General features: G+C 58.5%; 26 protein-coding genes, 1 tRNA gene and 1 riboswitch. Of the genes, 14 read left to right on the forward strand and 13 right to left on the reverse strand.

Features of this window, described 5'->3' with window-relative positions; all coding sequences use genetic code 11:
• Window positions 1-16 precede the first annotated feature (16 nt).
• The 6 genes from sufC (at window position 17) to A3714_RS04700 (ending at window position 4,811) form a co-directional block, all read left to right on the forward strand.
• Window positions 17-772 (forward strand): Fe-S cluster assembly ATPase SufC, encoded by a 756-nt coding sequence (sufC, locus tag A3714_RS04675; protein WP_063508919.1) that lies wholly within the window; start codon window positions 17-19, stop codon window positions 770-772.
• A complete protein-coding gene (sufD, locus tag A3714_RS04680; RefSeq protein WP_063508918.1) occupies window positions 769-1,995 on the forward strand; it encodes a Fe-S cluster assembly protein SufD in 1,227 nt (408 codons plus the stop codon). Before sufC ends, sufD begins: the two co-directional genes overlap by 4 nt.
• Complete coding sequence (locus A3714_RS04685; protein ID WP_063508917.1) at window positions 1,995-3,209, forward strand: aminotransferase class V-fold PLP-dependent enzyme; 1,215 nt, start codon at window positions 1,995-1,997, stop codon at window positions 3,207-3,209. Before sufD ends, A3714_RS04685 begins: the two co-directional genes overlap by 1 nt.
• Before the next feature lie 149 nt (window positions 3,210-3,358).
• On the forward strand, window positions 3,359-3,718 hold the full coding sequence (locus tag A3714_RS04690) for an iron-sulfur cluster assembly accessory protein (RefSeq protein WP_063508916.1): 360 nt from the start codon (window positions 3,359-3,361) through the stop codon (window positions 3,716-3,718).
• A gap of 1 nt (window position 3,719) precedes the next feature.
• The gene (gene sufT, locus A3714_RS04695) at window positions 3,720-4,265 is read left to right on the forward strand and encodes a putative Fe-S cluster assembly protein SufT (protein ID WP_062817396.1); all 546 of its coding nucleotides are present in this window, start codon (window positions 3,720-3,722) and stop codon (window positions 4,263-4,265) included.
• Window positions 4,266-4,364: 99 nt separating this feature from the next.
• A complete protein-coding gene (locus tag A3714_RS04700) occupies window positions 4,365-4,811 on the forward strand; it encodes a SufE family protein (RefSeq protein ID WP_156478296.1) in 447 nt (148 codons plus the stop codon).
• A 28-nt stretch (window positions 4,812-4,839) separates the two neighbouring features.
• Here the strand turns inward: A3714_RS04700 and A3714_RS04705 are convergent, their stop codons facing one another.
• From A3714_RS04705 to iscR, 4 genes are all read right to left on the reverse strand, one after another.
• Complete coding sequence (locus A3714_RS04705; protein ID WP_063508915.1) at window positions 4,840-5,403, reverse strand: heme NO-binding domain-containing protein; 564 nt, start codon at window positions 5,401-5,403, stop codon at window positions 4,840-4,842.
• A gap of 334 nt (window positions 5,404-5,737) precedes the next feature.
• Entirely contained in the window at window positions 5,738-6,304 is a 567-nt protein-coding gene (locus tag A3714_RS04710) for a heme NO-binding domain-containing protein (protein ID WP_063508914.1), read from the reverse strand.
• Between the two features lie 95 nt (window positions 6,305-6,399).
• Window positions 6,400-7,551, reverse strand: a complete 1,152-nt coding sequence (locus tag A3714_RS04715; protein ID WP_063508913.1) for an IscS subfamily cysteine desulfurase — start codon at window positions 7,549-7,551, stop codon at window positions 6,400-6,402.
• Between the two features lie 135 nt (window positions 7,552-7,686).
• Window positions 7,687-8,151, reverse strand: coding sequence for a Fe-S cluster assembly transcriptional regulator IscR (iscR, locus tag A3714_RS04720; RefSeq protein ID WP_062817401.1), 465 nt, complete (start codon window positions 8,149-8,151; stop codon window positions 7,687-7,689).
• 215 nt (window positions 8,152-8,366) lie between these two features.
• Between iscR and A3714_RS04725 the strand changes: the two genes are divergently transcribed.
• Window positions 8,367-8,443 (forward strand) — tRNA-Met (locus A3714_RS04725).
• Between the two features lie 90 nt (window positions 8,444-8,533).
• On the opposite strand, the gene A3714_RS17690 is transcribed toward A3714_RS04725, so the two are convergent.
• The 9 genes from A3714_RS17690 to A3714_RS04775 all read right to left on the reverse strand — a co-directional run bounded on the left by A3714_RS17690 (window position 8,534) and on the right by A3714_RS04775 (window position 14,822).
• A complete protein-coding gene (locus A3714_RS17690) occupies window positions 8,534-9,157 on the reverse strand; it encodes a hypothetical protein (RefSeq protein ID WP_063526063.1) in 624 nt (207 codons plus the stop codon).
• Between the two features lie 99 nt (window positions 9,158-9,256).
• Entirely contained in the window at window positions 9,257-10,495 is a 1,239-nt protein-coding gene (locus A3714_RS04735) for a type II toxin-antitoxin system HipA family toxin (protein ID WP_063508911.1), read from the reverse strand.
• Window positions 10,488-10,727, reverse strand: a complete 240-nt coding sequence (locus tag A3714_RS04740; protein WP_063508910.1) for a helix-turn-helix domain-containing protein — start codon at window positions 10,725-10,727, stop codon at window positions 10,488-10,490. The genes A3714_RS04735 and A3714_RS04740 overlap by 8 nt, the downstream gene beginning before the upstream one ends.
• A gap of 674 nt (window positions 10,728-11,401) precedes the next feature.
• On the reverse strand, window positions 11,402-11,929 hold the full coding sequence (locus tag A3714_RS04750) for a hypothetical protein (protein ID WP_063508908.1): 528 nt from the start codon (window positions 11,927-11,929) through the stop codon (window positions 11,402-11,404).
• Window positions 11,930-12,093: 164 nt separating this feature from the next.
• Window positions 12,094-12,306 (reverse strand): hypothetical protein, encoded by a 213-nt coding sequence (locus A3714_RS04755; RefSeq protein WP_063508907.1) that lies wholly within the window; start codon window positions 12,304-12,306, stop codon window positions 12,094-12,096.
• Window positions 12,307-12,588: 282 nt separating this feature from the next.
• Complete coding sequence (locus tag A3714_RS04760; RefSeq protein ID WP_062817405.1) at window positions 12,589-13,200, reverse strand: TPM domain-containing protein; 612 nt, start codon at window positions 13,198-13,200, stop codon at window positions 12,589-12,591.
• A 14-nt stretch (window positions 13,201-13,214) separates the two neighbouring features.
• Window positions 13,215-13,931, reverse strand: coding sequence for a YgcG family protein (locus tag A3714_RS04765; protein ID WP_231865978.1), 717 nt, complete (start codon window positions 13,929-13,931; stop codon window positions 13,215-13,217).
• On the reverse strand, window positions 13,928-14,518 hold the full coding sequence (locus A3714_RS04770; RefSeq protein WP_062817406.1) for a LemA family protein: 591 nt from the start codon (window positions 14,516-14,518) through the stop codon (window positions 13,928-13,930). Before A3714_RS04770 ends, A3714_RS04765 begins: the two co-directional genes overlap by 4 nt.
• Entirely contained in the window at window positions 14,502-14,822 is a 321-nt protein-coding gene (locus A3714_RS04775) for a GIY-YIG nuclease family protein (RefSeq protein ID WP_062817407.1), read from the reverse strand. The genes A3714_RS04770 and A3714_RS04775 overlap by 17 nt, the downstream gene beginning before the upstream one ends.
• 69 nt (window positions 14,823-14,891) lie before the next feature.
• Between A3714_RS04775 and A3714_RS04780 the strand changes: the two genes are divergently transcribed.
• From A3714_RS04780 to A3714_RS04810, 7 genes are all read left to right on the forward strand, one after another.
• A complete protein-coding gene (locus A3714_RS04780) occupies window positions 14,892-15,287 on the forward strand; it encodes a hypothetical protein (protein ID WP_062817408.1) in 396 nt (131 codons plus the stop codon).
• Window positions 15,288-15,478: 191 nt separating this feature from the next.
• On the forward strand, window positions 15,479-15,841 hold the full coding sequence (locus A3714_RS04785) for a HopJ type III effector protein (protein ID WP_062817409.1): 363 nt from the start codon (window positions 15,479-15,481) through the stop codon (window positions 15,839-15,841).
• A gap of 71 nt (window positions 15,842-15,912) precedes the next feature.
• On the forward strand, window positions 15,913-16,455 hold the full coding sequence (locus tag A3714_RS04790; protein WP_103917608.1) for a glutathione peroxidase: 543 nt from the start codon (window positions 15,913-15,915) through the stop codon (window positions 16,453-16,455).
• Between the two features lie 78 nt (window positions 16,456-16,533).
• Window positions 16,534-16,848, forward strand: a complete 315-nt coding sequence (locus A3714_RS04795) for a hypothetical protein (RefSeq protein ID WP_062817484.1) — start codon at window positions 16,534-16,536, stop codon at window positions 16,846-16,848.
• Window positions 16,849-16,930: 82 nt separating this feature from the next.
• Complete coding sequence (locus A3714_RS04800) at window positions 16,931-17,716, forward strand: dienelactone hydrolase family protein (protein ID WP_063508460.1); 786 nt, start codon at window positions 16,931-16,933, stop codon at window positions 17,714-17,716.
• 232 nt (window positions 17,717-17,948) lie between these two features.
• Window positions 17,949-18,090, forward strand: a riboswitch (guanidine-I (ykkC/yxkD leader).
• Between the two features lie 56 nt (window positions 18,091-18,146).
• On the forward strand, window positions 18,147-19,211 hold the full coding sequence (locus A3714_RS04805) for a putative urea ABC transporter substrate-binding protein (protein WP_063508461.1): 1,065 nt from the start codon (window positions 18,147-18,149) through the stop codon (window positions 19,209-19,211).
• Between the two features lie 61 nt (window positions 19,212-19,272).
• Window positions 19,273-20,091, forward strand: coding sequence for an ABC transporter permease (locus tag A3714_RS04810; RefSeq protein ID WP_063508462.1), 819 nt, complete (start codon window positions 19,273-19,275; stop codon window positions 20,089-20,091).
• Window positions 20,092-20,093 lie beyond the last annotated feature (2 nt).

The following is a 20,093-nucleotide window of genomic DNA, read 5'->3' on the forward strand; positions in this document are numbered from 1 at the left end:
AAAGGCGCATCAAAACATGCTGGAAATTCGTGATCTGCACGCCACCGTAGCGGACAAGCCGATTCTCAAGGGCCTCAACCTGACCGTGAACCCGGGTGAAGTCCACGCCATCATGGGCCCCAATGGCTCCGGCAAATCCACCCTGGCCAATGTGCTGGCCGGCCGTGACAACTACGAAATCACCGGTGGTGAAGCCCTGTTTGAAGGCAAGAGCCTGGCGGACCTGGAACCGGAAGAGCGCGCCCAGGCGGGCCTGTTCCTGGCCTTCCAGTACCCGGTGGAAATCCCCGGCGTCTCCAACATGGAATTTCTCAAGGCCGCACTGGAATCCGTGCGCTCTGCCCAGGGCAAGGAAGAGTGGGACTCGGTCACCCTGCTCCGCCAGGCCCGCGCTGCCTGCAAACAGGTCAATCTGGACGCCAGCTTCCTCAAACGCGGCGTCAACGAAGGCTTCTCCGGCGGTGAGAAGAAGCGCAACGAAATCATGCAGATGCTGCTGATGGAGCCGAAACTGGCGTTGCTCGACGAAACCGATTCCGGGCTCGACATCGACGCCCTGCAAACCGTGGCCAAGGGCGTCAACTCCCTGCGCAGCCCGGAACGCGGCATCGTGCTGGTCACCCACTATCAGCGTCTGCTGGACTACATCGTGCCGGACTTTGTGCACGTACTGTCCAACGGCCAGATCATCAAATCCGGTGGCAAGGAACTGGCCCTGGAGCTGGAGAAGAAAGGCTACGGCTGGCTCACAGGAGAAGAGGAGTCCGCATGACACTCTCTGCAAGCGACCTCGCCATTGACCTGAAAACCCAGGCCCTGGCCAACGCCCGCCGCCACGGCAGTGACGGCGATGCGCTGACCGACCTGGAGGCTGCCAGCTTCCCGGAACGCAAGACCGAACGCTGGAAGTACACCTCGTTGCAGGCCCTGGCCGACGGTCACCTGAACGCGGTTGCCAATGGCGAGATCCGCCAGCCCCTGCCGGCACTGAGCGAGTTTGTGGTCACCATCAACAATGGCCAGCTGCAGGGCAGCACCCTGCCCGCCGGCGTCAATCTCCATCGTGACGCACCCGCGGTAAACGGCCTGCAGACCCCCTTTGCCACCTATAACGGCGCCGTCTGCGGCCAGCCGGTGGTACTGGAAGTGGCCGCCAATACCCGTATCGAGCAGCCGATCCACGTGCAGATCCAGAGTGCCAGTGACGCGCCGGCACACTGCAATCCCCGCGTGATCGTCAAACTCAACAGCGGCGCCGAAGCTACCGTCATTGAGCATTATCACGCGGAAGGCCAGGCCCTGACCAATGCGGTCACTGCCCTGATCACCGCCGACAACGCCCAGCTCACTCACTACCGCTTGCAGGGTGAGCAGGCCAGTACCCTGCACATCGGCACCCTGATCATTGATCAGCAGGGCGTCAGCAAGGTGGACAGCTACCAGCTGATGACCGGCAACCGCCTGCGCCGCAACGACGTGCGCGCCCTGGTCAGCAAGAGCGGCGCCGAACTGAATATGAAAGGCATCTTCGTGGTGCGCGACAAGAGCCACGTGGACAACCAGCTGTGCGTGGAGCACGCGGTGCCCAATTGCCAGTCCGATCAAAACTTCAAGGGCCTGGCCGGTGAAAGCGGCAAGGCGGTCTTCAATGGCCGCATCCATATTCACCCGGGCGCCAGCGGTACCAATGCGGAGCTGTCCAACAAGAACCTGTTGCTCAACCCCGGTGCCGAAATCAACACCAAGCCGGAGCTGGAAATCTACAATGACGACGTGAAGTGTGCCCACGGCACCACCGTCGGCCAGCTGGATGCCGGTCAGCAGTTCTACCTGCAATCCCGCGGCATCCCCGCTGCCGAAGCCAAGCGCATGCTGAGCCTGGGCTTCGTTAACGAATTGCTGATGGCCCTGCCCCATGGGGCCGTGACCGAGTGGGCCCAGCCCTGGCTGGAAGCAGAACTGACCCATGCCAACCCGGCCGGAGACGCCGCGTAATGACGTTTGATGTGGCAGCCCTTCGCGCGCAGTTCCCGATCCTGGATCAACAGGTTAACGGCAAGCCGCTGGTGTATCTGGATAACGGTGCCACCACCCAGAAACCGGCCGCGGTGCTGAATGTGCTGGAGCAGTACTACCGCACGGTAAACTCCAATGTGCACCGGGGCGCCCACCATCTCAGTGATCTGGCCACCGGCCAGTTCGAGGGTGCCCGGGAAACCGTGGCCCGCTTCCTGAACGCCAGCCGCGAAGAGATCCTGTGGACCAAGGGCACCACCGAGTCCATCAACATCGTCGCCCATTGCATCGGCCGTGAGCGCCTGCAGCCCGGCGACGAAGTGCTGATCAGCACCAGCGAACACCACGCCAATATCGTGCCATGGCAACAGGCCTGCCTGGCCACCGGCGCCACCTTGAAAGTGATCCCGCTGCGCGAGGATTGCAGCCTGGATATAGAGGCTTTTGACCAGCTGCTCAGCGAGCGCACCCGAATCCTGGCCATCGGCCATGCCAGCAATGCCCTGGGCACCCTGAATCCGGTGCAGGAGATGGTCGCCAAGGCCCGTGAGGCCGGTGCGATTACCGTGATAGACGGCGCCCAGGCAGTCAGCCACTTTCCGGTGGATGTGCAGGCCCTGGACGTGGATTTCTACGCCTTCTCCGGCCACAAGCTGTTCGGGCCCACCGGCATCGGTGTGCTGTACGGCCGCCGCGAATTGCTGGAAGCCATGCCGCCCTATCAGACCGGTGGCGAAATGATCGAAACGGTGAGTTTCGAAAAGAGCACCTGGAATCAGCTGCCCTACAAATTCGAAGCCGGCACCCCCAATATTGCCGGGGCTATCGGCCTGGCCGCCGCTATCGACTGGTTCAATCAGCAGGACCGGGAGGCACTGCAAGCCCATGAAGACGCCCTTTTGGTTAACGCCACCAAACAGGCAGAGGCTTTCGACGGCTTGAAAATCATCGGTACCGCCGCCAATAAGGTCAGTGTGCTGTCCTTCCTGCTGGAAGGCGCTCACCCGGCGGACGTGGGCATGCTGCTGGACAAACAGGGGGTGGCGGTACGTACCGGCCATCACTGCACCATGCCGCTGATGGACACGCTCGGCATTCCTGGCACAGTCAGGGCGTCATTCTCGATTTATAATACCCTTGACGAGGTGGATCGCCTGTTCGAGGCGCTGGAGAAGGTGAAGACCTTTCTCTGATAACGCCAGACGCAACAGGCGGCACGCAACACGGAAAACCTTTCCGTAGGAGCGTCGCTGGCGGCGCGATAAGCCAGCGCTGATCGCAAGTCATCGCGCCGCCAGCGACGCTCCTACGAACCATGCGCTAATGCAAGGTAGGTAATTTCATGACAGTTCAGACATTCCAACCCGGCCAGGTCACCCTTCACCTGACCGAGGCTGCCAACAAACAGGCCCTGCGGGAAATCCAGCGCGCCAGTGCCAGCGGCATCCGTCTGGATCTGGACGAATCCGGCTGCTCCGGGTTCATGTACACCCTGGACTTTGTGGAAGAACCCACAGACGGCGACAAGCTGTTCGAGATCGACGGCGTGAACCTTTACGTGCCGGAGAAATGGCTGCCCATGCTCAATGGCCTGGTCATTGATTACGTCACCGAGGGCGTCAACAGCCTGTTCAAGTTCCGCAACCCCAATGCCACCGGCGAATGCGGTTGTGGCGAAAGCTTCACCGTGGACGAGGTCTGAATTGGCGCAAGAACAGAGAACCGTCGTCGTTCAGCGTGACGTGCCGGCCCGCAAGGTGCCGGACGGCACCCGCATCACCATCCCCAAGAACAGCTTCGTGAATCTGCGCCAGGCCCTGGGTGGCACCTACACGGTGACCATCAATGGCAATATGGCGCGCATCGACGGCACCGACGCGGACGCCATCGGCCAGGAACCCCTGAAGCTGGACTTCGCCCCCGCCAACGAGGACGGCAGCGTGCGCCAGGACGATCTGGACAGCACCCTGCAGACCATCTTCGACCCGGAAATTCCGGTCAGCATCAAGGAGCTGGGCCTGGTCTATGGCTGTGATGTGATCCGGCGCGATGACCAGAACGTGGTGCAGGTGCGCATGACTCTGACCGCCCCCAACTGCGGCATGGGTCCGGTACTGGTAGGCGATGTGGAAGACCGGCTGGGCAAGGTGCCCAACGTGGACAAGGTGGAAGTGGCCCTGGTGTTCGACCCGCCCTGGAGCCGCGATATGATGAGTGAAGAGGCTCAGCTCGAGCTGGGAATGTTTTAAAAGCTGCAAGCCACAAGCTTCAAGCTACAACGGGGAACCCCGGGTTTAGCTTGAGACTTGGGGCTTGTAGCTTGCAGCTATCTCTGGAGTGCAAGCGACGTGTTCGATATCCACAGCATCACCCTGGGCAAAGACATTACCGCCGAGGACATCAGTGAAGACCTGGAATTCCTGGATGACTGGGAAGAGCGCTATCGCTACATCATCGACCTGGGCAAGCAGCTGCCCGAGCTGCCTGATGAACTGAAAACCGAAGACCGATTCGTACGCGGCTGCCAGAGCCAGGTGTGGCTGGAAACCGATTACGACAGCGACGCGGACACCCTTTATCTGGCGGTGGATTCCGACGCCCTGATCGTCAAGGGCCTGGCTGCCATCGTGCTGTCCGCCCTGAACCGCCAATCCCCCCAGGCGATTCACGATTACGACATGGACGCCTTCTTCGACCGCATTGATCTGCTCAACCACCTGAGCCCCACCCGCGGCAACGGCCTGCGTGCCATGGTCGGCAAGATCAAACAACAGGCCCAGTCCCTGACAGCCTGACCCGCTACGGGGCCCTGCGACCCAGACGCTATACCGCTTCCCGGGCCTGGGTCTTGTTTGGCTGAATGTGGAATACAAACCGCTGTTCGCCGCCCTCTCCCGCCTCCGAACCGAGCAAGCTGGCCGTTTCATTGAAATAAGCGGCCACCCCCTTCACCGAGCCATGAATCATCGCCGCCATATTGCGCTGGGAGAGGTAGTGGATCTCCAGGGTATCGTCGCCGCGCTTGTGCACCTGGATCTTCGGCGCCGTCGCCGCCGGGTCCTTGAGTTGCAGAATCCGCTCGTGGATTTGCTGCATGTTGAGCAGGAAGGTCATGGCGTCCCAGCCCGCAGGAATCATGGCCTGGTACATGTCAATCAGCGGCCCGATCACCCACTCGCCGAAATCCGCCAGCAGATCATCCCGGCGCAGGCCGGTGGCAGATTCCGCCGCCCGCAGCAGCGCCTCCATTTCCGCATCCGGATACAGTGCCACCGGCAGGTAGGTCTTGCCCTGCAACCCGGCGGTGGAGACCACCTCCTTCCAGGCTTCGATGCCGATGAATTCATCCAGATACCGCTTGAAATTGGTCACGATCACGCCATGCATGTCATTGCTCCCGAGCCGGCTCTTCCGTTAACACAGCAAGAGCTGTGCCGCCGGCACGACCGTCCAACCGACCGGCGCCACCACTAGCGCCACCACTGGCGCCGGGATCAACAGGCGACTCGACGCCGGGTGACATAGGCGGTCACATTTTTCGGTTTTTGCGCGATTCATCCCCTGACGGGAACGCATCAGGGCGAGGCATGAAAGGACCGCTGGCGCGTTGCCCGCAACGCGAAGGGGGTTGGTCTGGCACGGTGCCAGCGGTCTGCCCTTCGCCTTGCGAGCAAAGCGCCAACGGATAATGGGTTAACGCTGCCTTTAGCTTCAGCGCCGTTCAGACCGCATCCCGCTGGGCCTGCTCCCCGGCAGAGATCCGCATGATGAAGGTCCTGTGGGTACCCACCACCCGCTTCTCCTCCATCAGCGTGGCCTTCTGGCCATAATAATCGGCCACACCGTACACACATCCCAGCGCCAGATAGCTCATATCCCGATGGGATTGATACTCCACCTCCAGCAGACCCGGGGAAATTTCTGACACGTTGATATGGGGCGGCTTGGCACTGGCATCTTTCATGCGCACCACCCGCTCGTGAATCCGCTCTTCGATATTTTTCAGAAAGGTCACCGCATCCCAATCCTCGGGGATAAAGGAACGGTACATTTTCATCAATGGCGGGATCACCCAGGCACCGAAATCCTTGAGAATGTCATCACGGCCTTGCCCGGTGATTTCCACCGCCGCCGCCAACAGATCATCCAGATCGCTGTCCGGGTACATGCTGATAGGAATAAAGGCCTTGCCGGTCAGCCCGGCCTTGTCGCGCAGACTATCCCAGGCGTCCTCGCCCAGTTTTTCTTCCACGTATTTTTTCAGGTTGGAAATAATGACGCCGTGCATAGAACCCCCTCCCATTCAGGTGTGTATTCACCATAGCAGGGAGGTACTACCGTGCAGAAAACCGCTCGGGGGATAAAACCCGCCGCCGGTTAGGATTAACCCGCCACCTTTCTCAATCGCGGGATCACCTGGGCCACATTGTCGATCACCCGGTCGATATCCGCCTCCGAGGTAAAGCGCCCCACGGAGAAGCGAATGGAGCCGTGGGCCAGTGTATCCGGCACGCCCATGGCCTTGAGCACATAGGACGGCTCCAGGGACGCGGACGTGCAGGCGGAACCGGAAGACACCGCTGCCTGATTCATGGCGGTAAGCAGCATTTCGCCATCCACATCGGCAAAGGCCACATTGAGGTGCCCCGGCAAGCGCGGCGCCCCCTCACCATTAAGGCTCACCCCGTCCAGCTGGCTGATGCCCTGCCACAAACGATCACGCAGCCCGGCAATACGGGGACCTTCCTCGTCCCGCAAACGGGCTGCCAGGGCAACCGCTTCGCCCATACCGACGATTTGATGGGTGGCCAGGGTGCCGGAGCGCATGCCCCGCTCATGGCCACCGCCATGAATCTGGGCGGCCACCTTCACATCCGGTGCACGGCGCACATAGAGGGCACCAATCCCTTTGGGCCCATAAATCTTGTGGGCACACACGGACAACAGATCCACCTGCAGGGCCTGCACATCCAGATCCAGCTTACCCACACTCTGGGCCGCATCGGTATGGAACAACACGCCGTTTTCGCGGCACAGGGCGCCGATAGCGGCGATATCGTTGATCACCCCGGTCTCGTTATTGGCGTGCATGACACTCACCAGCACGGTGTCCTCACGGAACGCCTCGGCCACACTCTGCGGATCAATACGACCATCCGCAGCCGGTTTCAGGTAGGTCACCGGGTGGCCCTGCTTTTCCAGCCAGCCACAGGCATCCAGCACCGCCTTGTGTTCCGTGGCACTGGTAATCACATGGCCACCCCCTCGGGCTTCGATCACGCCCTTGATGGCCAGATTGTTGGCCTCGGTGGCACCGCTGGTCCAGACGATCTCCCGCGGGTCCGCCTGCAGCAGGTCCGCCACCTGACGGCGGGCAGATTCCACCGCTTCCTCCGCCAGCCAGCCATACAAGTGGCTGCGGGAGGCCGGGTTGGCAAAGGTCCCTTCAGGACCGAGATGACGGACCATCACATCAACCACCGCCGGGTCTACCGGGGTCGTTGCCGCATAGTCGAGATAGACAGCTTGGCTCATGGCGACTTGGCTTGTAACGATTGGGAGTTGGCGAAGCAACGGAGACGAAATTATACCTGAATCCACACCGTCAGCGTGGCGGCCGGGCAAAGACCCGCCGTCACCACGGGATAACGGTGAGGGTGTAGAAATCGCTTACAGGCTACTGACGGGCAGGCGCTGGTGCTGACGGTCCTGACGCTGGGCCACCTGCTTCACTTCCTGGCGAGCTACCAGCTCCCCCAGGGAAATGCCACTGAGGAACGCCTGAATCTGGTCGGAAAGATCGCACCACAGGTGATGGGTCAGGCAGGTGTCGCCCTCCTGGCAATCCCCGTGACCGCCACAGCGAGTGGCATCCACGGATTCATCCACCGCCGCAATCACTGCAGCCACATCAATATCCTCGCTGGGCCGGCTGAGCTGATAGCCCCCGCCCGGCCCACGCACGCTGTTCACCAGGCCACTACGACGCAACTTGGCGAACAACTGCTCCAGATAGGAAATGGATATGCCCTGGCGATCGGAAATATCCGCCAGCGATACCGGGCCCGTGGCCGCATGCAATGCCAGATCCAGCATCGCCGTCACCGCGTAGCGACCTTTTGTAGTCAAGCGCATATCCACACCCTTATTGCGTGTATTTGACGTGAAGCGTAGTAATCCTGAGCGTTTTGGTCAAGTATTAATGGCTTACAATTAAGAATCATTTTCATTTGACCTGCAACTATGGCAGAAATTCCCTCCCCCTGCCAACAACTGATCAAACATTGTCCACACAGGCACCCAGCGCTTGACACCCACCCCTCCCTCGCGGAAAATTCGCGGCCTCAAATGGCAAGGTAGCTCAGCTGGTTAGAGCACAGCACTCATAATGCTGGGGTCGGCGGTTCAAGTCCGCCCCTTGCTACCAGATAAAGAAAAAAGGGTTAGAGAGCCATCTCTAACCCTTTTTTTGTGGTTGCCTACTGATCGCCATATAGTGACCACATTTATCTGAGAATCAGAAAGCTAGAACTCCCGCTAAAACACCTACCGACTCATCTATGCTTGAGAACACTGCCAGAAGAGCAACAATCACAGGGGCAATGAGTTCAAGCACGGTAAATCGAATTAAATGAACAAAGCCGAGAAATTTTCCTTGGATAGTGATGAAGGCACGCTGGGGCTTTTCAGAGAGTATTGCGTTTTTCCAGCGCTCTACTTCCACCAATTCATGGTCATGGACACCATAAGAATCCATATCACGAGAAAAGGTGCTTATCAGGGAATCACACTTACTAGAGAGCCGAGTCAATTCAGATCTTGAGATTTCATATCTAGCAACCGACTTAGAGAGCCTCCATCGAAGATAATCATTGAAATACGAAATACAGTAAGAAAATAGCGTATATACGTTACAAAGCCCCAGGACCCCAATAAATATAAAATCTTGCTCAGGTTCCATGGGCATATTGAGAAGAGGGAGTGAATCCGGGTAAATCTTGAAGCTATTCGAAATTACAATAACCCCAGATATAAAGAAAAGAATGAATCTGAGTCGCGATGTTCGAGAAGACGTTACGTCTTTGAGATGCGCTTCTTGATATTTTCCAACATAGTCTGTGGTGTCTATAACTAGAGACATGCAACGCCTATAGAGTTGTATTTAACATCTCGGATACTGGTTTATGGCACAACGGTCATCAACGGCAAGTCGCACCCATTAATCATCTACTTCCCAAGCCTAGACCTTGATCACTCGGGATACCTTCTCAATATCCTCATCAGCAACCCCAACATCTGCGGCAAACTCCACCCACAGCTCAACTGCACCAATCACCTCCCGCGCTGCCTTCTCCACCTTGCCACGGGGTAATTTAAAAATTCTCCCCTCGTTTAGCGCCTCGGTAGGTGTTGGCGGGTAAGCCTGATACTGGTAGCTGGCGGCATGGTGCATGTTGGTGGTCAGGCTCGGCACCAGATCATAGGCCGGTGCCAGGTGATAGCCTTGCTCGCTGTGCATCAGGCTGAAGTTGCGCTCGTGATCATCGGTATTGTTGATGGCGCGATTGAAGAGCATGAGTTTGAGTAGCTGTATCAAGTCCTCTTCTACCTGACAGGAATATTTCTTGATCAGGTCGCTGACATGGTCGTAACGGAAGGCTTGGCCCAGGTCCATCTGGGAGGCAGGTTCCTTGAGAAGCCCATTGACGGTGATAAGGTGCTTTCTCGCCGGGCCATCAATATCAAAACGGTCCAGCAACAACACTTCACGGCCGTTGATCCCTTCAATGATCTTGCCGTCATGCATCCGGATGCCCGCCGCACGGGCCATCTTCAAGCAAGCCAGCTCTACCCGGGCATTGTTATAGCTGTCATGGGTGACGCGATTGAATTTGGCCAGGTACTGCCCACTGTCATCAAACAACAGGGCTTTCGGGCGGGCGCCGCCCACGCCGGTTCCTGCATTGGCCAAGTAAAGCAGGCTCATTTCATCAAGATCAACACCACCCAGGTCTATCTGATCGATCTGCTGAGCCGCCTGCTCCGCAGCGCCCAGTTGGTCACTGGCATAGCCCGAATCAAAGTGCGGCGCCTCACCCTGTCTGACCAGTGATATGGCGCCAATGCGGCTGCTGCCCAGCATCGCCAGCGTATCGATGACGCTGTAGGCATTGAGTTTTTCCCTGTCCCTGAAAAGCGCCAGCTGCACCAGAATCTTGCGACCCCAGTTATCCGGCAGGTAGTCGTCCAGAAAGGCAGGGCTTGCCCCCCTGTGACATTCGAATTCAACGGGGGCGCTTTGCAGGGGAAGTTGAACCGGGTCGATGGGGAACGCCGAGGGCTCGCCCAGATAGTCCGGCCGATATCGAAAGCCCACCCGGGTCAGGAAACCGGATTCCTCCACCAGCACCACGTCAGCGGCATGGACGATGCCGGTCTGCCGGGTATTCAGGTACAGGTCATAGCGCTGCCTAATCATCGAACAAACTCTGCTTTGGCTTCAGCAAGGTATGGAAAGGCGCATCCAGGCCCAGCAGCGCTGCCGCCTGGACGTATTTGCCCAAAGACACGCTGAGATCCCCCTTCTCCATCCGCTGCAGCGTGGCCCTGCTCACACCAATGCGCAGGGCAAAGTCCTCCAGGGTGTCATCGGGGTATGACTTGCGGCGCGCCAGGCGGAGGTTTTGGCCTATCTGGGGAATAGTTTCCATGGACAGATAATTACTTATATATGAGTAATTATCAACATAAAGGCGTCAATTTACTCATATATGAGTAATTCCATATGGGCCATCTTACACAATATCCATGCTTCAAGCCTACCTAAGCCTGCCCCCTAACTTAGCCCGCGACGCCATAAGCTCTCGTACGTGGTAATGCAGCAACAACCAAACGACTTCGAATATGTAAATTGGTGCGGTAATGAGGTACTGGACTGACAGAGGCAACTCACTCAGCCCCTTCAGAGGGCCAATACTCATTAAAACGATGTAGAAGCCGATGGAAAAAATGAAAAGGACAAAATACGTGTGCACACGGATTACTTTGAATAACAGATCATCGCTATTCCACCGGAGCCTCCGAATCCTTCTTAGGTGCCGGCACTTACTGGCTCTAAGTTGACTCCGAACAAAGCTGGGTGATGTCCTTAAAACCGCCCACAGAAACTCCCTAACATTACGAATTACTGGCTCAATAAAAACAAGTGCGATAGTTACTACCACACCGGCAACAACTTCCGGCTGTAGCAATGCATTCAAGAGTGTTGCCACCGATATTTTCCCTTAAACCGTCCCCAGTAGAGCCTGTCTTCCCCATCAGGAATGAAGAAATACACACCATTTGAATCTCAATAATTTTATTAAGCTCGGTTTATCCCGGCCAATCAGTTAAACCGATACTCCAGCCCCAGCGTATACGCCTCCACATCCGCGTCATCCAGTGAATAGCGGTCCACGCTGCCGCGGAATTTCAGGTTATCGAGGCCATAGCTGAAGCCGACACCCCAGAAACCGTCGGTGCCGTCTTCGTCGCTGCCGTGGTCGAATTCCGCGTCCCAGCGCAGGGCGCCGGCGCGCAGGAACAGATCGGTGCCGGTGGCGATGCGGGCCTTGCCGATGGCGGCGGCTTCGATGCCGGAAATATCGACTTCATTGCCGTCGCCGTAGTCACCTAGCCACACCGCGCCGCCTTCTACGCCAACGGAGAAGCTATCGCGGGCCAGGGGAAAGCTGACGCCACCCAGCAGCGAGACGGTGGTGTCCGTGGTGTCCACTTCGGAGGGGATATCCCGGTCATCCAGATCGGTCCAGCCGCCTTTGAGCACGCCATAGACACTGTGAGAGGCAAAGACCGGGGTGGAAAGAGTGATAGCGCCGAGGATGGCGGTGGTAGCAAGCAAAGGGGTTTTCATGTGTCGCTCCCTGCGATCATTGTTGATTCAGGTACGACTTTATCACGAGGCAGGAAGGATACCAGAGTGGTGAGCGCCGTCTCAGGCGTCGCGTTCTTCGCCTGTAACGGTTGACTCCACGCCGGCTACCCACATCACGGTATATTGCAAGACGCCCCGCACTCTCAGGGACGGATCACGAAGTAATAGTCGCCGCTGAGTTTCAGGCGCATGCAGCCGTGATCATCGGGGAGGTCGTTTTCCCATTCCACCTTCTGGACACCCAGATCGAAGGCGGCGGTATTGCGGGCAATGGCTTTGAGGCGCTCCACGTCGTTGGATTCGGTGATCAACACCGGGGGGATGGCAGCAGCGCTCTTTTCGCGAAACAGTCTCATCGTCTCTCTCCTCGCTGTGTCAAAGCAGCTACATCAAGGCCCATGGCGACCCTGCTTTGAGGTGACGACCGTCCACCCTTTTCTCGGGGTGTATCGGTATTTTTTATTCGTGCATTTTACGTTTGCTTTACCTTGTTACCGGAAGCCGTTACAGGGTGCAATAACCCTGTTTGCTCATATTCAAGAAAATGCGAAGTGCGTCAACTGCCTGATTTAACAGTAAAAAAGCCTGCACAGGGCAGGCTTTTTCTCAATAAAATTAAGCAGTTAACCATTCATCGGTCAGAGCACGATCAAGTGGTTGGGCAGCTCGTTTTTGGACTCCGTGGCGGGCACGTGGGTGGCCAGTTTGTCACCGCAGGCGGCCACGCATTCCTGGAAGCCTTCCGCCACCCGGCCGGCTTTCACCCGGGCGATGAAGGCATCCACAATGGTCTGCCACTCGCTGTCGTCCACATGGCGAGCAATGCCCTGATCCGCCAGGATTTCCACGTAGTGCTCCGCTTCGCTGACGAAAATCAGCAGGCCGGTGCCGCCACGGGTGCGATGCAGGCCCTGCTCCAGAAACGCCTGCCGGGCCAGGCCGGCGGCACGCATCCGTTGCAGGCGACGGGGCACGACCCGGAACTGCACCGGCTTGAGGCGGAACAGTACCGCCAGCACCAGCAGGACGCCCCATTGCAGCAGCAAGGCTTCAAAGGGCGTCAGCCAGACCGGCAGGAATAACAGCGCCACCGGCACCAGCAGGGACAGCAGCGCGGCCCACAGCAGGGTCACATAACGATAGTCATCCGCCTGGCGAGCCAGCACGGTGACCAACTCGGCATCCGTGCGTTTTTCCTGGGCGTTGATGGCCTGGGCCAGGGCATCCTGTGCATTCTTATCCAGCAACATTCTCAATCTCCCCGTTACCAACCACCGGAAGCGCCACCGCCTCCGAATCCACCACCGCCGCCGCCGAAGCCGCCGCCACCGAAACCACCACCGCCGCCAAAGCCGCCCATGGGCACCGGCATAAACATGCCGCCACGTCGGCCACCCCGGCCCCCGCCGCCACCAAAGGACAGCAGGAAGGTGACCACGACCATGCCGATCAGTATCAGCAGAGCCTTGAGCCCACTGGGTTTATCACGGGGTTGGCGCTCGCCTTGATATTCGCCCTTGATGGCTGCCTGTATAGCGGTGACACCGGCCTGGATGCCACCGTAGAACTGGCCCTGGCGGAAGGCGGGCAGGATTTCCTGCTGGATGATGACGCTGGAGAGGGCATCGGTAAGCACCCCCTCCAGGCCGTAACCCACTTCGATACGCACCTTGCGATCATTGGGGGCGACGATCAGCAGGACCCCGTTATCGGATTCCTTGCTACCGATGCCCCAGTGACGACCCAGCTGGTAACCGTAATCAGCGATCTCATAGCCCTGCAGATCTGCCAGGGTGACCACAACCACCTGGTTGGAGGTGTTCTGTTCCTCCGAGGCCAGTGCCTGGCTCAGGCTCTGACGCTGGGCGGCGGTCATCAGGTTGGCGTTGTCCACCACCCGGCCGGTGAGTTCGGGAAATTCCGGCGCCGCCCACAAGGGCGACGCCAACAACAGGATCAGCAGCGTGAATAAGCGCATCATTCGAAGCTGACGGCCGGCGCCTGATCCGCCTCTTGGGCGGTGGCTTCGTAGGTTTCACGGATTTCCATGTCGCTGTACAGGAAGCTGTGCCACAGCCGCCCCGGGAAAGTCCGGATTTCGGTGTTGTACTGCTGCACGGCGGCGATGTAATCACGGCGCGCCACGCTGATGCGATTTTCTGTACCTTCCAGTTGCGACTGCAGGGCCAGGAAGTTCTGATTGGCCTTCAGGTCCGGGTAGCGTTCCGCCACCACCATCAACCGTTGCAGGGCGGAGCCGAGCTGACGCTGGGCCTGCTCGAACTGTTTCAGTTTTTCCGGGTTATTGAGTATGTTGCCATCCACCTGGATGGAGCCCACCTTGGCCCTCGCCTCGGTCACGTCCACCAGCACCTCTCTCTCGTGACTGGCGTAGCCCTTCACGGTATTGACCAGATTCGGGATCAGGTCGGCCCGGCGCTGATACTGGTTTTCCACCTGCGACCAGGCGGCCTTTACCTGTTCGTCATAGGTGGGAATGTTGTTGATGCCACAGCCGCTGAGCCAGCCGGCCAGCATGACCAGAAAAAGGCTACGCCAAAGTGTCATGGTTCTCTGCTCCTTCAATCCAGAATGACAGCGGTTCCTTGCGCTTGTCATCGCGCAGGTTCGCCAGTAACTGCTGTTTTTCGCTACGGGTCAACCGCTTGAGCCGAGCTTCCAGCCGCGAGGCCGACGCCCGGTCTCCCGCAGGCACCAGCAGCACCGGCTGTACCGGCCGGCGGGCACGGGTGTAACGTGCACCTTTCGGGCTGTGGTTGTGCTCGTAAAGGCGTCGAGCCGGCTCGGTGCTGATACCGGTATAGAGCGTCCGGTCCGCACAGCGCAGCATATACACCCACCACTCTTGCATGGTTTTTACATCCCGCTTTTTACTGGCTGCTATGATGCCAGAGACGATTCAGACAACAAGGAAGAAAACATGATTACCTACCTTTACTGGTTTCTCGTTGCAGTACTTGTCATCGGTGCCCTGTTCGGCATCGGCGTTCGCCTGGGCAAATGGAAACCCGCACTGATTATTGCCGCCGTAATCTGGTTGGTGGCAACCCTGGCCTACTACTTCTGGCTGGAACAGATTTTTGTGAAACGCTTTGGCGGCACCATGAACATCAAGGTCCCCGAAGAGCAGTACCACATCGGTGCCACCTGGAAAGGCGACAACCTGTGGATCCAGAATTACAACCCGGAAACCAACGAGTGCATCTTCCAGGAATATTCCCGGGGCAACATGCTCGAAGGCAAGGTGGTGCTGAAGAACTGTGACCCGCTGCAGGGCACGGGCATGGTGATGCCGAAAGACCCGGCGCTACAGTAACGGGCTCTCCGAAAGAAGAACGGGCAGCACCCACCGTTGGAGCCTTGCTGGCAAGGCGAATACCCAAAGTGGTTTGGGAACCTCTTCGCTTTGTGAACAAGGCTCCAACGGGTAACCATGTCTCCCCCCTTCCCCTGTTCCGTTGATGCCGCTACCCTTTGCGCCTTTCTCTGACAGGAACAGGACTCCCCATGAGCAATTCCCTTCAAACCCTGCTGTTTGCTCTGAAACTGGTTCCCGATGCCGTTGCCTTCGAGCAGGTTCAAGAGGTCATCGCCGAGCACTATGACTACACCCCTGCCCGCTTTACCAATGGCAGTGGTGACGACCAGGTGGTGAATGAAGCCGGCACCAATGAGGGATCCTGCAAGATTTTCGCGTTCGCCAAGCTCAATAACCTGTCCGATGAGCAGACGCTCGCCTGCTTCGGGCATTTCTTCCGCCACGATGTGCTGGGGAACCCGGAAGGCAGCGACCACGCCAATATCCGTACCTTTATGCGCCATGGCCTGAAACAGGTGCATTTCGAGACTCCGGCACTGGTTGCCCGATAATCTGACTCTCTTCGCGCCATCTTGATCAGCTTTCATGAATCCTGTGCAGGCAATTTCATGGAGTGATCATCATGGTGCGTTACCTGGGCTTTCTTTTTGTCTTGTTACTGACCCCTGCGGCGCAAGCGGCGGATGAGTGTGCCGACGCCCTGGACACCACCGTCAGAAAGCTGCACTCCCAGCAGACACTGGATTTGTGCGCGCTGACCCGCAACAAGCTGACACTGGTGGTCAACACCGCCAGCCAGTGCGGTTACACCCCCCAGTTCAAGGATCTTGAGGCGCTGTACCAGACTTACCGGGAACAGGGGCTGATCGTCCTGGGTTTCCCGTCGGATGATTTTCGTCAGGAATTGGACAGCGAGTCCGATACAGCGGAAGTCTGCTATGTGAATTACGGCGTCACCTTCCCCATGGCAGCCACCAGCGCGGTGAAAGGCGACAGCGCCAACCCGGTATTCCAGGCCCTGGGCGCCGCCACCCAGGCACCGGGCTGGAACTTCAACAAGTACCTGATCTCCGCGGACGGTAAGGATATCCGCCATTTCCCGGCCTCCGCCGAGCCGCGAGGGGGAGAGCTGGAAGCGGCCATCCGCGATGCGCTGGCACAGTGAGCCCGGTCAGGAGGTAGATGCCTCCCCCAGAGGCTGATATTGTGAATGGTCACCCATTATTATCCGGCGGTGAGTCCTGTGAAGGTTCGCAGCAGCAAAGAACAGCAACGCCACCAGCTTGAGCGCGACATGGAGCGCTATCTGTCCAAGGGCGGAAAGATCAAGGAGATCCCCCGTGGCGTGAGTGGCACGGATCCTGTCCACGGCAAGGGACACCAGACTGTCCTGTTCAACGGCCCACGACAGCCCGAACGCACGGACCTGAGCCAGGTGGCCGCGGCTATTGATGCGCGCAAGCACAAACCTCGCCGCCAACGGCTGACCCCACGCCCCAGCCGCAAGCTGATCTACGACGATTTCGGTGAACCGCTACGCTGGGTATGGCACGACTAGGAAGTCTCCGAATATCCTGCAAGCCCGCCTTCGCAATCGGTGATCGAGAGGCGCCCCAACCCACTACCACGATGGACCTGCAATGAAACGACTGCTGCTGATGGTATCCCTGTTTATGATGAGTCAAACCGTATTCAGCGACATCATTGAAACCCGTGTCACCCTGCCCGACGATCTCGGCACCGGCATCATGTACCTGAATGACAAACAGAAAAAACCCGGCCCGGGGGTGATCGTGATCCACGAATGGTGGGGACTGAATGACTATGCCCGCGACCGTGCCCGTATGCTGGCCCGGGCCGGTTATACTGCCCTGGCGGTGGACATGTATGGCACCGGCAAGGTCGCCACTCACCCGAAGGATGCGGAAGCCTTCATGAAATCTGCCATGGCCGAGCCGGAGAAGATGAATGCCCGTTTCGAAGCCGCCCGCAGGATGATGCTGAAACAGCAACAGGTAGAAGCCGGTCGCCTGTTCGCCATCGGCTATTGCTTCGGCGGTGGCGTGGTCCTGAACCAGGCCCGCATGGGGACCGATCTGGCCGGTGTAGCCAGCTTCCATGGCACCCTGGGTACCGACACACCCGCCCAGTCAGGTGACATCAAGGCGCGTATTCTGGCGGCGACCGGCCAGGCCGACCCGATGGTTCCTGCCGAACAGGTCACCGGCTTCGTCAAGGAAATGACCGAGGCCGGTGCCGATTTCCAGCTGCTCAGCTTCCCCGGCGTCAAACACAGTTTCACCAATCCGAAGGCGGATGCGGTGGCGGAACGCTTTGACATGCCGGTGGGCTACGATGCCCATGCGGACCAGGTGAGCTGGCAGGCGCTGGTGGATTTCATCGAACATCAACCGCACGCGGAATAACCGCACCAGTTGGGGGCATTGCTGCTGGCAATGCCCCGTCACTGCCCACCTTTCTTCCCGATTCGTTTTCCCTCTGCGCCAACCTACTGATTTTTCTTACTATCGCCACTTGGCATCCCCTTTGCTTCGTTTCAAAGAGAGGAATCGAATGGCCACGTTGCCATTAGGAAGCTTCTCAATGACTCCTTGCATGCCCAGTCATTCAGAGGCTTCCAACTCAACACAATTTGAACCAATAGACCGCTAGGGTTCCGGTCGCCTGCGCCGACAGACAGCGCGCAGCCGATGCCTGGTCCGAGAGCAGTCGACCTTCTTGCAGTCGTTGGCATGATTCACGGCTGAAGGTTACACGGCGGGACAAAAGCCCGGGAGGACACGATGACCACGTTGTCATTGGATTCCTCATCGTCCGTAGCCAAGGAGGTCCGAGATGACCCTTTCCGTACGCAAGACCGCTGCCGTTGCAGCAATTGCCCTGTTCACTTCCCTCATGCCGGTGACCGCACTGGCCAAAGACTCCTTCAGCATCTGCTGGTCCATCTATGTGGGCTGGATGCCCTGGGATTATGGCGCCCAACAGAAGATCGTCGACAAATGGGCCGACAAGTACGACATCGAGATCGACGTGGTGCAGATCAATGACTATGTGGAATCCATCAACCAGTACACCGCCGGCGCCTATGACGGCTGCGCCATGACCAACATGGACGCGCTGACCATTCCCGCCGCCGGCGGCGTGGATTCCACCGCCCTGATCGTGGGTGACTTCTCCAACGGTAACGACGGCGTGGTCCTTAAAGGCACCGACAAGCTGGCCGACATCAAGGGGCAGCAGGTAAACCTGGTGGAACTGTCCGTTTCCCACTACCTGCTGGCGCGGGCACTGGAAACCGTGGGGCTGACTGAGCGCGACCTGACCGTGGTGAATACCTCGGATGCGGATCTGGTTTCCGCCTTCACCACCAAAGGTGTCACTGCCGTGGCCACCTGGAACCCGTTGCTCAGCGAAATCACCGCCATGCCGGACAGCCACAAGGTGTTCGACTCGGCGCAGATCCCCGGTGAAATCATCGACCTGATGGTGGTCAACACCGACACCCTGAAAGCCAACCCGGAATTCGGCAAGGCACTCACCGGCGCCTGGTACGAAATCATGGCCACCATGTCCGCCGATGATGAGGCCGGCAAGGCCGCCCGGACCTTCATGGCCAACGCCTCCGGCACTGACCTGGCCGGCTATGAAGCGCAACTGGAATCCACCCGCATGTTCTATCAGCCCGCCGAGGCCGTGGCCTTCGTCAACAGCCCGGAGCTGAAAGACACCATGCAGAAAGTGGCGGAATTTTCCTTCCAGCATGGGCTACTGGGCGAAGGCGCCCCTGACGCCGGCTTTGTGGGCATTGAAACGCCCGCAGGCATCTACGGCAGCGACAGCAATGTGAAGCTGCGCTTTATCCCGGATTACATGGCAATGGCAGCGGAAGGAACGCTGTAGAGAAAAACCGTCAGACGCCGGATCAAGGCGTCTGACGCTTCAACCATTACCGGGAATTGCCATGAAAAAACTGATCAACCGTCAACCGGGACGCGTGGGCACCTGGGCATTGGGTCTGCTGCCTTTCGTGCTGTTGCTGATTGTCTATATGGTGGCCTCCGATGCGCGTCTGACGGCAAACCCCAACGACAAATTGCTGCCGGCGCTGGGCAGTTTTGTGGATGCCATCCAGCGCATGGCATTCGAACCCAGCAAACGCAGCGGCGACTATCTGTTGCTTAACGACACCCTGGCAAGCCTGCAACGGCTGGGCATCGGCGTGGCCATCAGTGCCCTGATTGCCCTGGTGGTGGGGATCGGCAATGGCACCATTCCCTATATCCGCTCCACTCTGTCCCCCCTGGTTACCGGTTTGTCATTGGTGCCACCCATGGCGATCCTGCCGGTGCTGTTCATTATTTTTGGCCTGGGGGAATTGGCCAAGGTGATGCTCATCATCATCGGTATTACCCCGTTTCTGATTCGTGATCTGCAACAGCGTGCCCTGGAAATCCCCAACGAGCAGATCATCAAGTTACAAACCCTGGGCGCCAATACCTGGCAGATCATCACCCGGCTGGTCTGGCCCCAGCTGATGCCACGGTTGATCGGTGCCGTACGGCTGTCGCTGGGCCCGGCCTGGCTGTTCCTGATCGCCGCCGAGGCTATCGCCGCCACCGAAGGGCTGGGTTATCGCATCTTCCTGGTGCGGCGCTATCTGGCCATGGATGTGATTCTGCCCTATGTGGTGTGGATCACCCTGCTGGCGTTTGCCATCGACTTCCTGCTGCGTCGCTATTCGCAATGGCGCTACCCCTGGTTCCATCAGCAAGGACACTGACC

Origin of the sequence: Alcanivorax sp. HI0007 (assembly GCF_001635525.1) — a bacterium.
Lineage (GTDB): Bacteria > Pseudomonadota > Gammaproteobacteria > Pseudomonadales > Alcanivoracaceae > Alcanivorax.

Excerpts from the sequence above, each read along its gene's own strand:
- sufC (WP_063508919.1), top strand. The coding sequence starts at position 17 with ATGCTGGAAATTCGTGATCTGCACGCCACCGTAGCGGACAAGCCGATT.
- sufD (WP_063508918.1), top strand. The coding sequence starts at position 769 with ATGACACTCTCTGCAAGCGACCTCGCCATTGACCTGAAAACCCAGGCC.
- A3714_RS04685 (WP_063508917.1), top strand. The coding sequence starts at position 1,995 with ATGACGTTTGATGTGGCAGCCCTTCGCGCGCAGTTCCCGATCCTGGAT.
- A3714_RS04690 (WP_063508916.1), top strand. The coding sequence starts at position 3,359 with ATGACAGTTCAGACATTCCAACCCGGCCAGGTCACCCTTCACCTGACC.
- A3714_RS04705 (WP_063508915.1), bottom strand. The coding sequence starts at position 5,403 with ATGCATGGCGTGATCGTGACCAATTTCAAGCGGTATCTGGATGAATTC.
- A3714_RS04710 (WP_063508914.1), bottom strand. The coding sequence starts at position 6,304 with ATGCACGGCGTCATTATTTCCAACCTGAAAAAATACGTGGAAGAAAAA.
- A3714_RS04715 (WP_063508913.1), bottom strand. The coding sequence starts at position 7,551 with ATGAGCCAAGCTGTCTATCTCGACTATGCGGCAACGACCCCGGTAGAC.
- iscR (WP_062817401.1), bottom strand. The coding sequence starts at position 8,151 with ATGCGCTTGACTACAAAAGGTCGCTACGCGGTGACGGCGATGCTGGAT.
- A3714_RS17690 (WP_063526063.1), bottom strand. The coding sequence starts at position 9,157 with ATGTCTCTAGTTATAGACACCACAGACTATGTTGGAAAATATCAAGAA.
- A3714_RS04735 (WP_063508911.1), bottom strand. The coding sequence starts at position 10,495 with ATGATTAGGCAGCGCTATGACCTGTACCTGAATACCCGGCAGACCGGC.
- A3714_RS04740 (WP_063508910.1), bottom strand. The coding sequence starts at position 10,727 with ATGGAAACTATTCCCCAGATAGGCCAAAACCTCCGCCTGGCGCGCCGC.
- A3714_RS04750 (WP_063508908.1), bottom strand. The coding sequence starts at position 11,929 with ATGAAAACCCCTTTGCTTGCTACCACCGCCATCCTCGGCGCTATCACT.
- A3714_RS04755 (WP_063508907.1), bottom strand. The coding sequence starts at position 12,306 with ATGAGACTGTTTCGCGAAAAGAGCGCTGCTGCCATCCCCCCGGTGTTG.
- A3714_RS04760 (WP_062817405.1), bottom strand. The coding sequence starts at position 13,200 with ATGTTGCTGGATAAGAATGCACAGGATGCCCTGGCCCAGGCCATCAAC.
- A3714_RS04765 (WP_231865978.1), bottom strand. The coding sequence starts at position 13,931 with ATGATGCGCTTATTCACGCTGCTGATCCTGTTGTTGGCGTCGCCCTTG.
- A3714_RS04770 (WP_062817406.1), bottom strand. The coding sequence starts at position 14,518 with ATGACACTTTGGCGTAGCCTTTTTCTGGTCATGCTGGCCGGCTGGCTC.
- A3714_RS04775 (WP_062817407.1), bottom strand. The coding sequence starts at position 14,822 with ATGCAAGAGTGGTGGGTGTATATGCTGCGCTGTGCGGACCGGACGCTC.
- A3714_RS04780 (WP_062817408.1), top strand. The coding sequence starts at position 14,892 with ATGATTACCTACCTTTACTGGTTTCTCGTTGCAGTACTTGTCATCGGT.
- A3714_RS04785 (WP_062817409.1), top strand. The coding sequence starts at position 15,479 with ATGAGCAATTCCCTTCAAACCCTGCTGTTTGCTCTGAAACTGGTTCCC.
- A3714_RS04790 (WP_103917608.1), top strand. The coding sequence starts at position 15,913 with ATGGTGCGTTACCTGGGCTTTCTTTTTGTCTTGTTACTGACCCCTGCG.
- A3714_RS04800 (WP_063508460.1), top strand. The coding sequence starts at position 16,931 with ATGAAACGACTGCTGCTGATGGTATCCCTGTTTATGATGAGTCAAACC.
- A3714_RS04805 (WP_063508461.1), top strand. The coding sequence starts at position 18,147 with ATGACCCTTTCCGTACGCAAGACCGCTGCCGTTGCAGCAATTGCCCTG.
- A3714_RS04810 (WP_063508462.1), top strand. The coding sequence starts at position 19,273 with ATGAAAAAACTGATCAACCGTCAACCGGGACGCGTGGGCACCTGGGCA.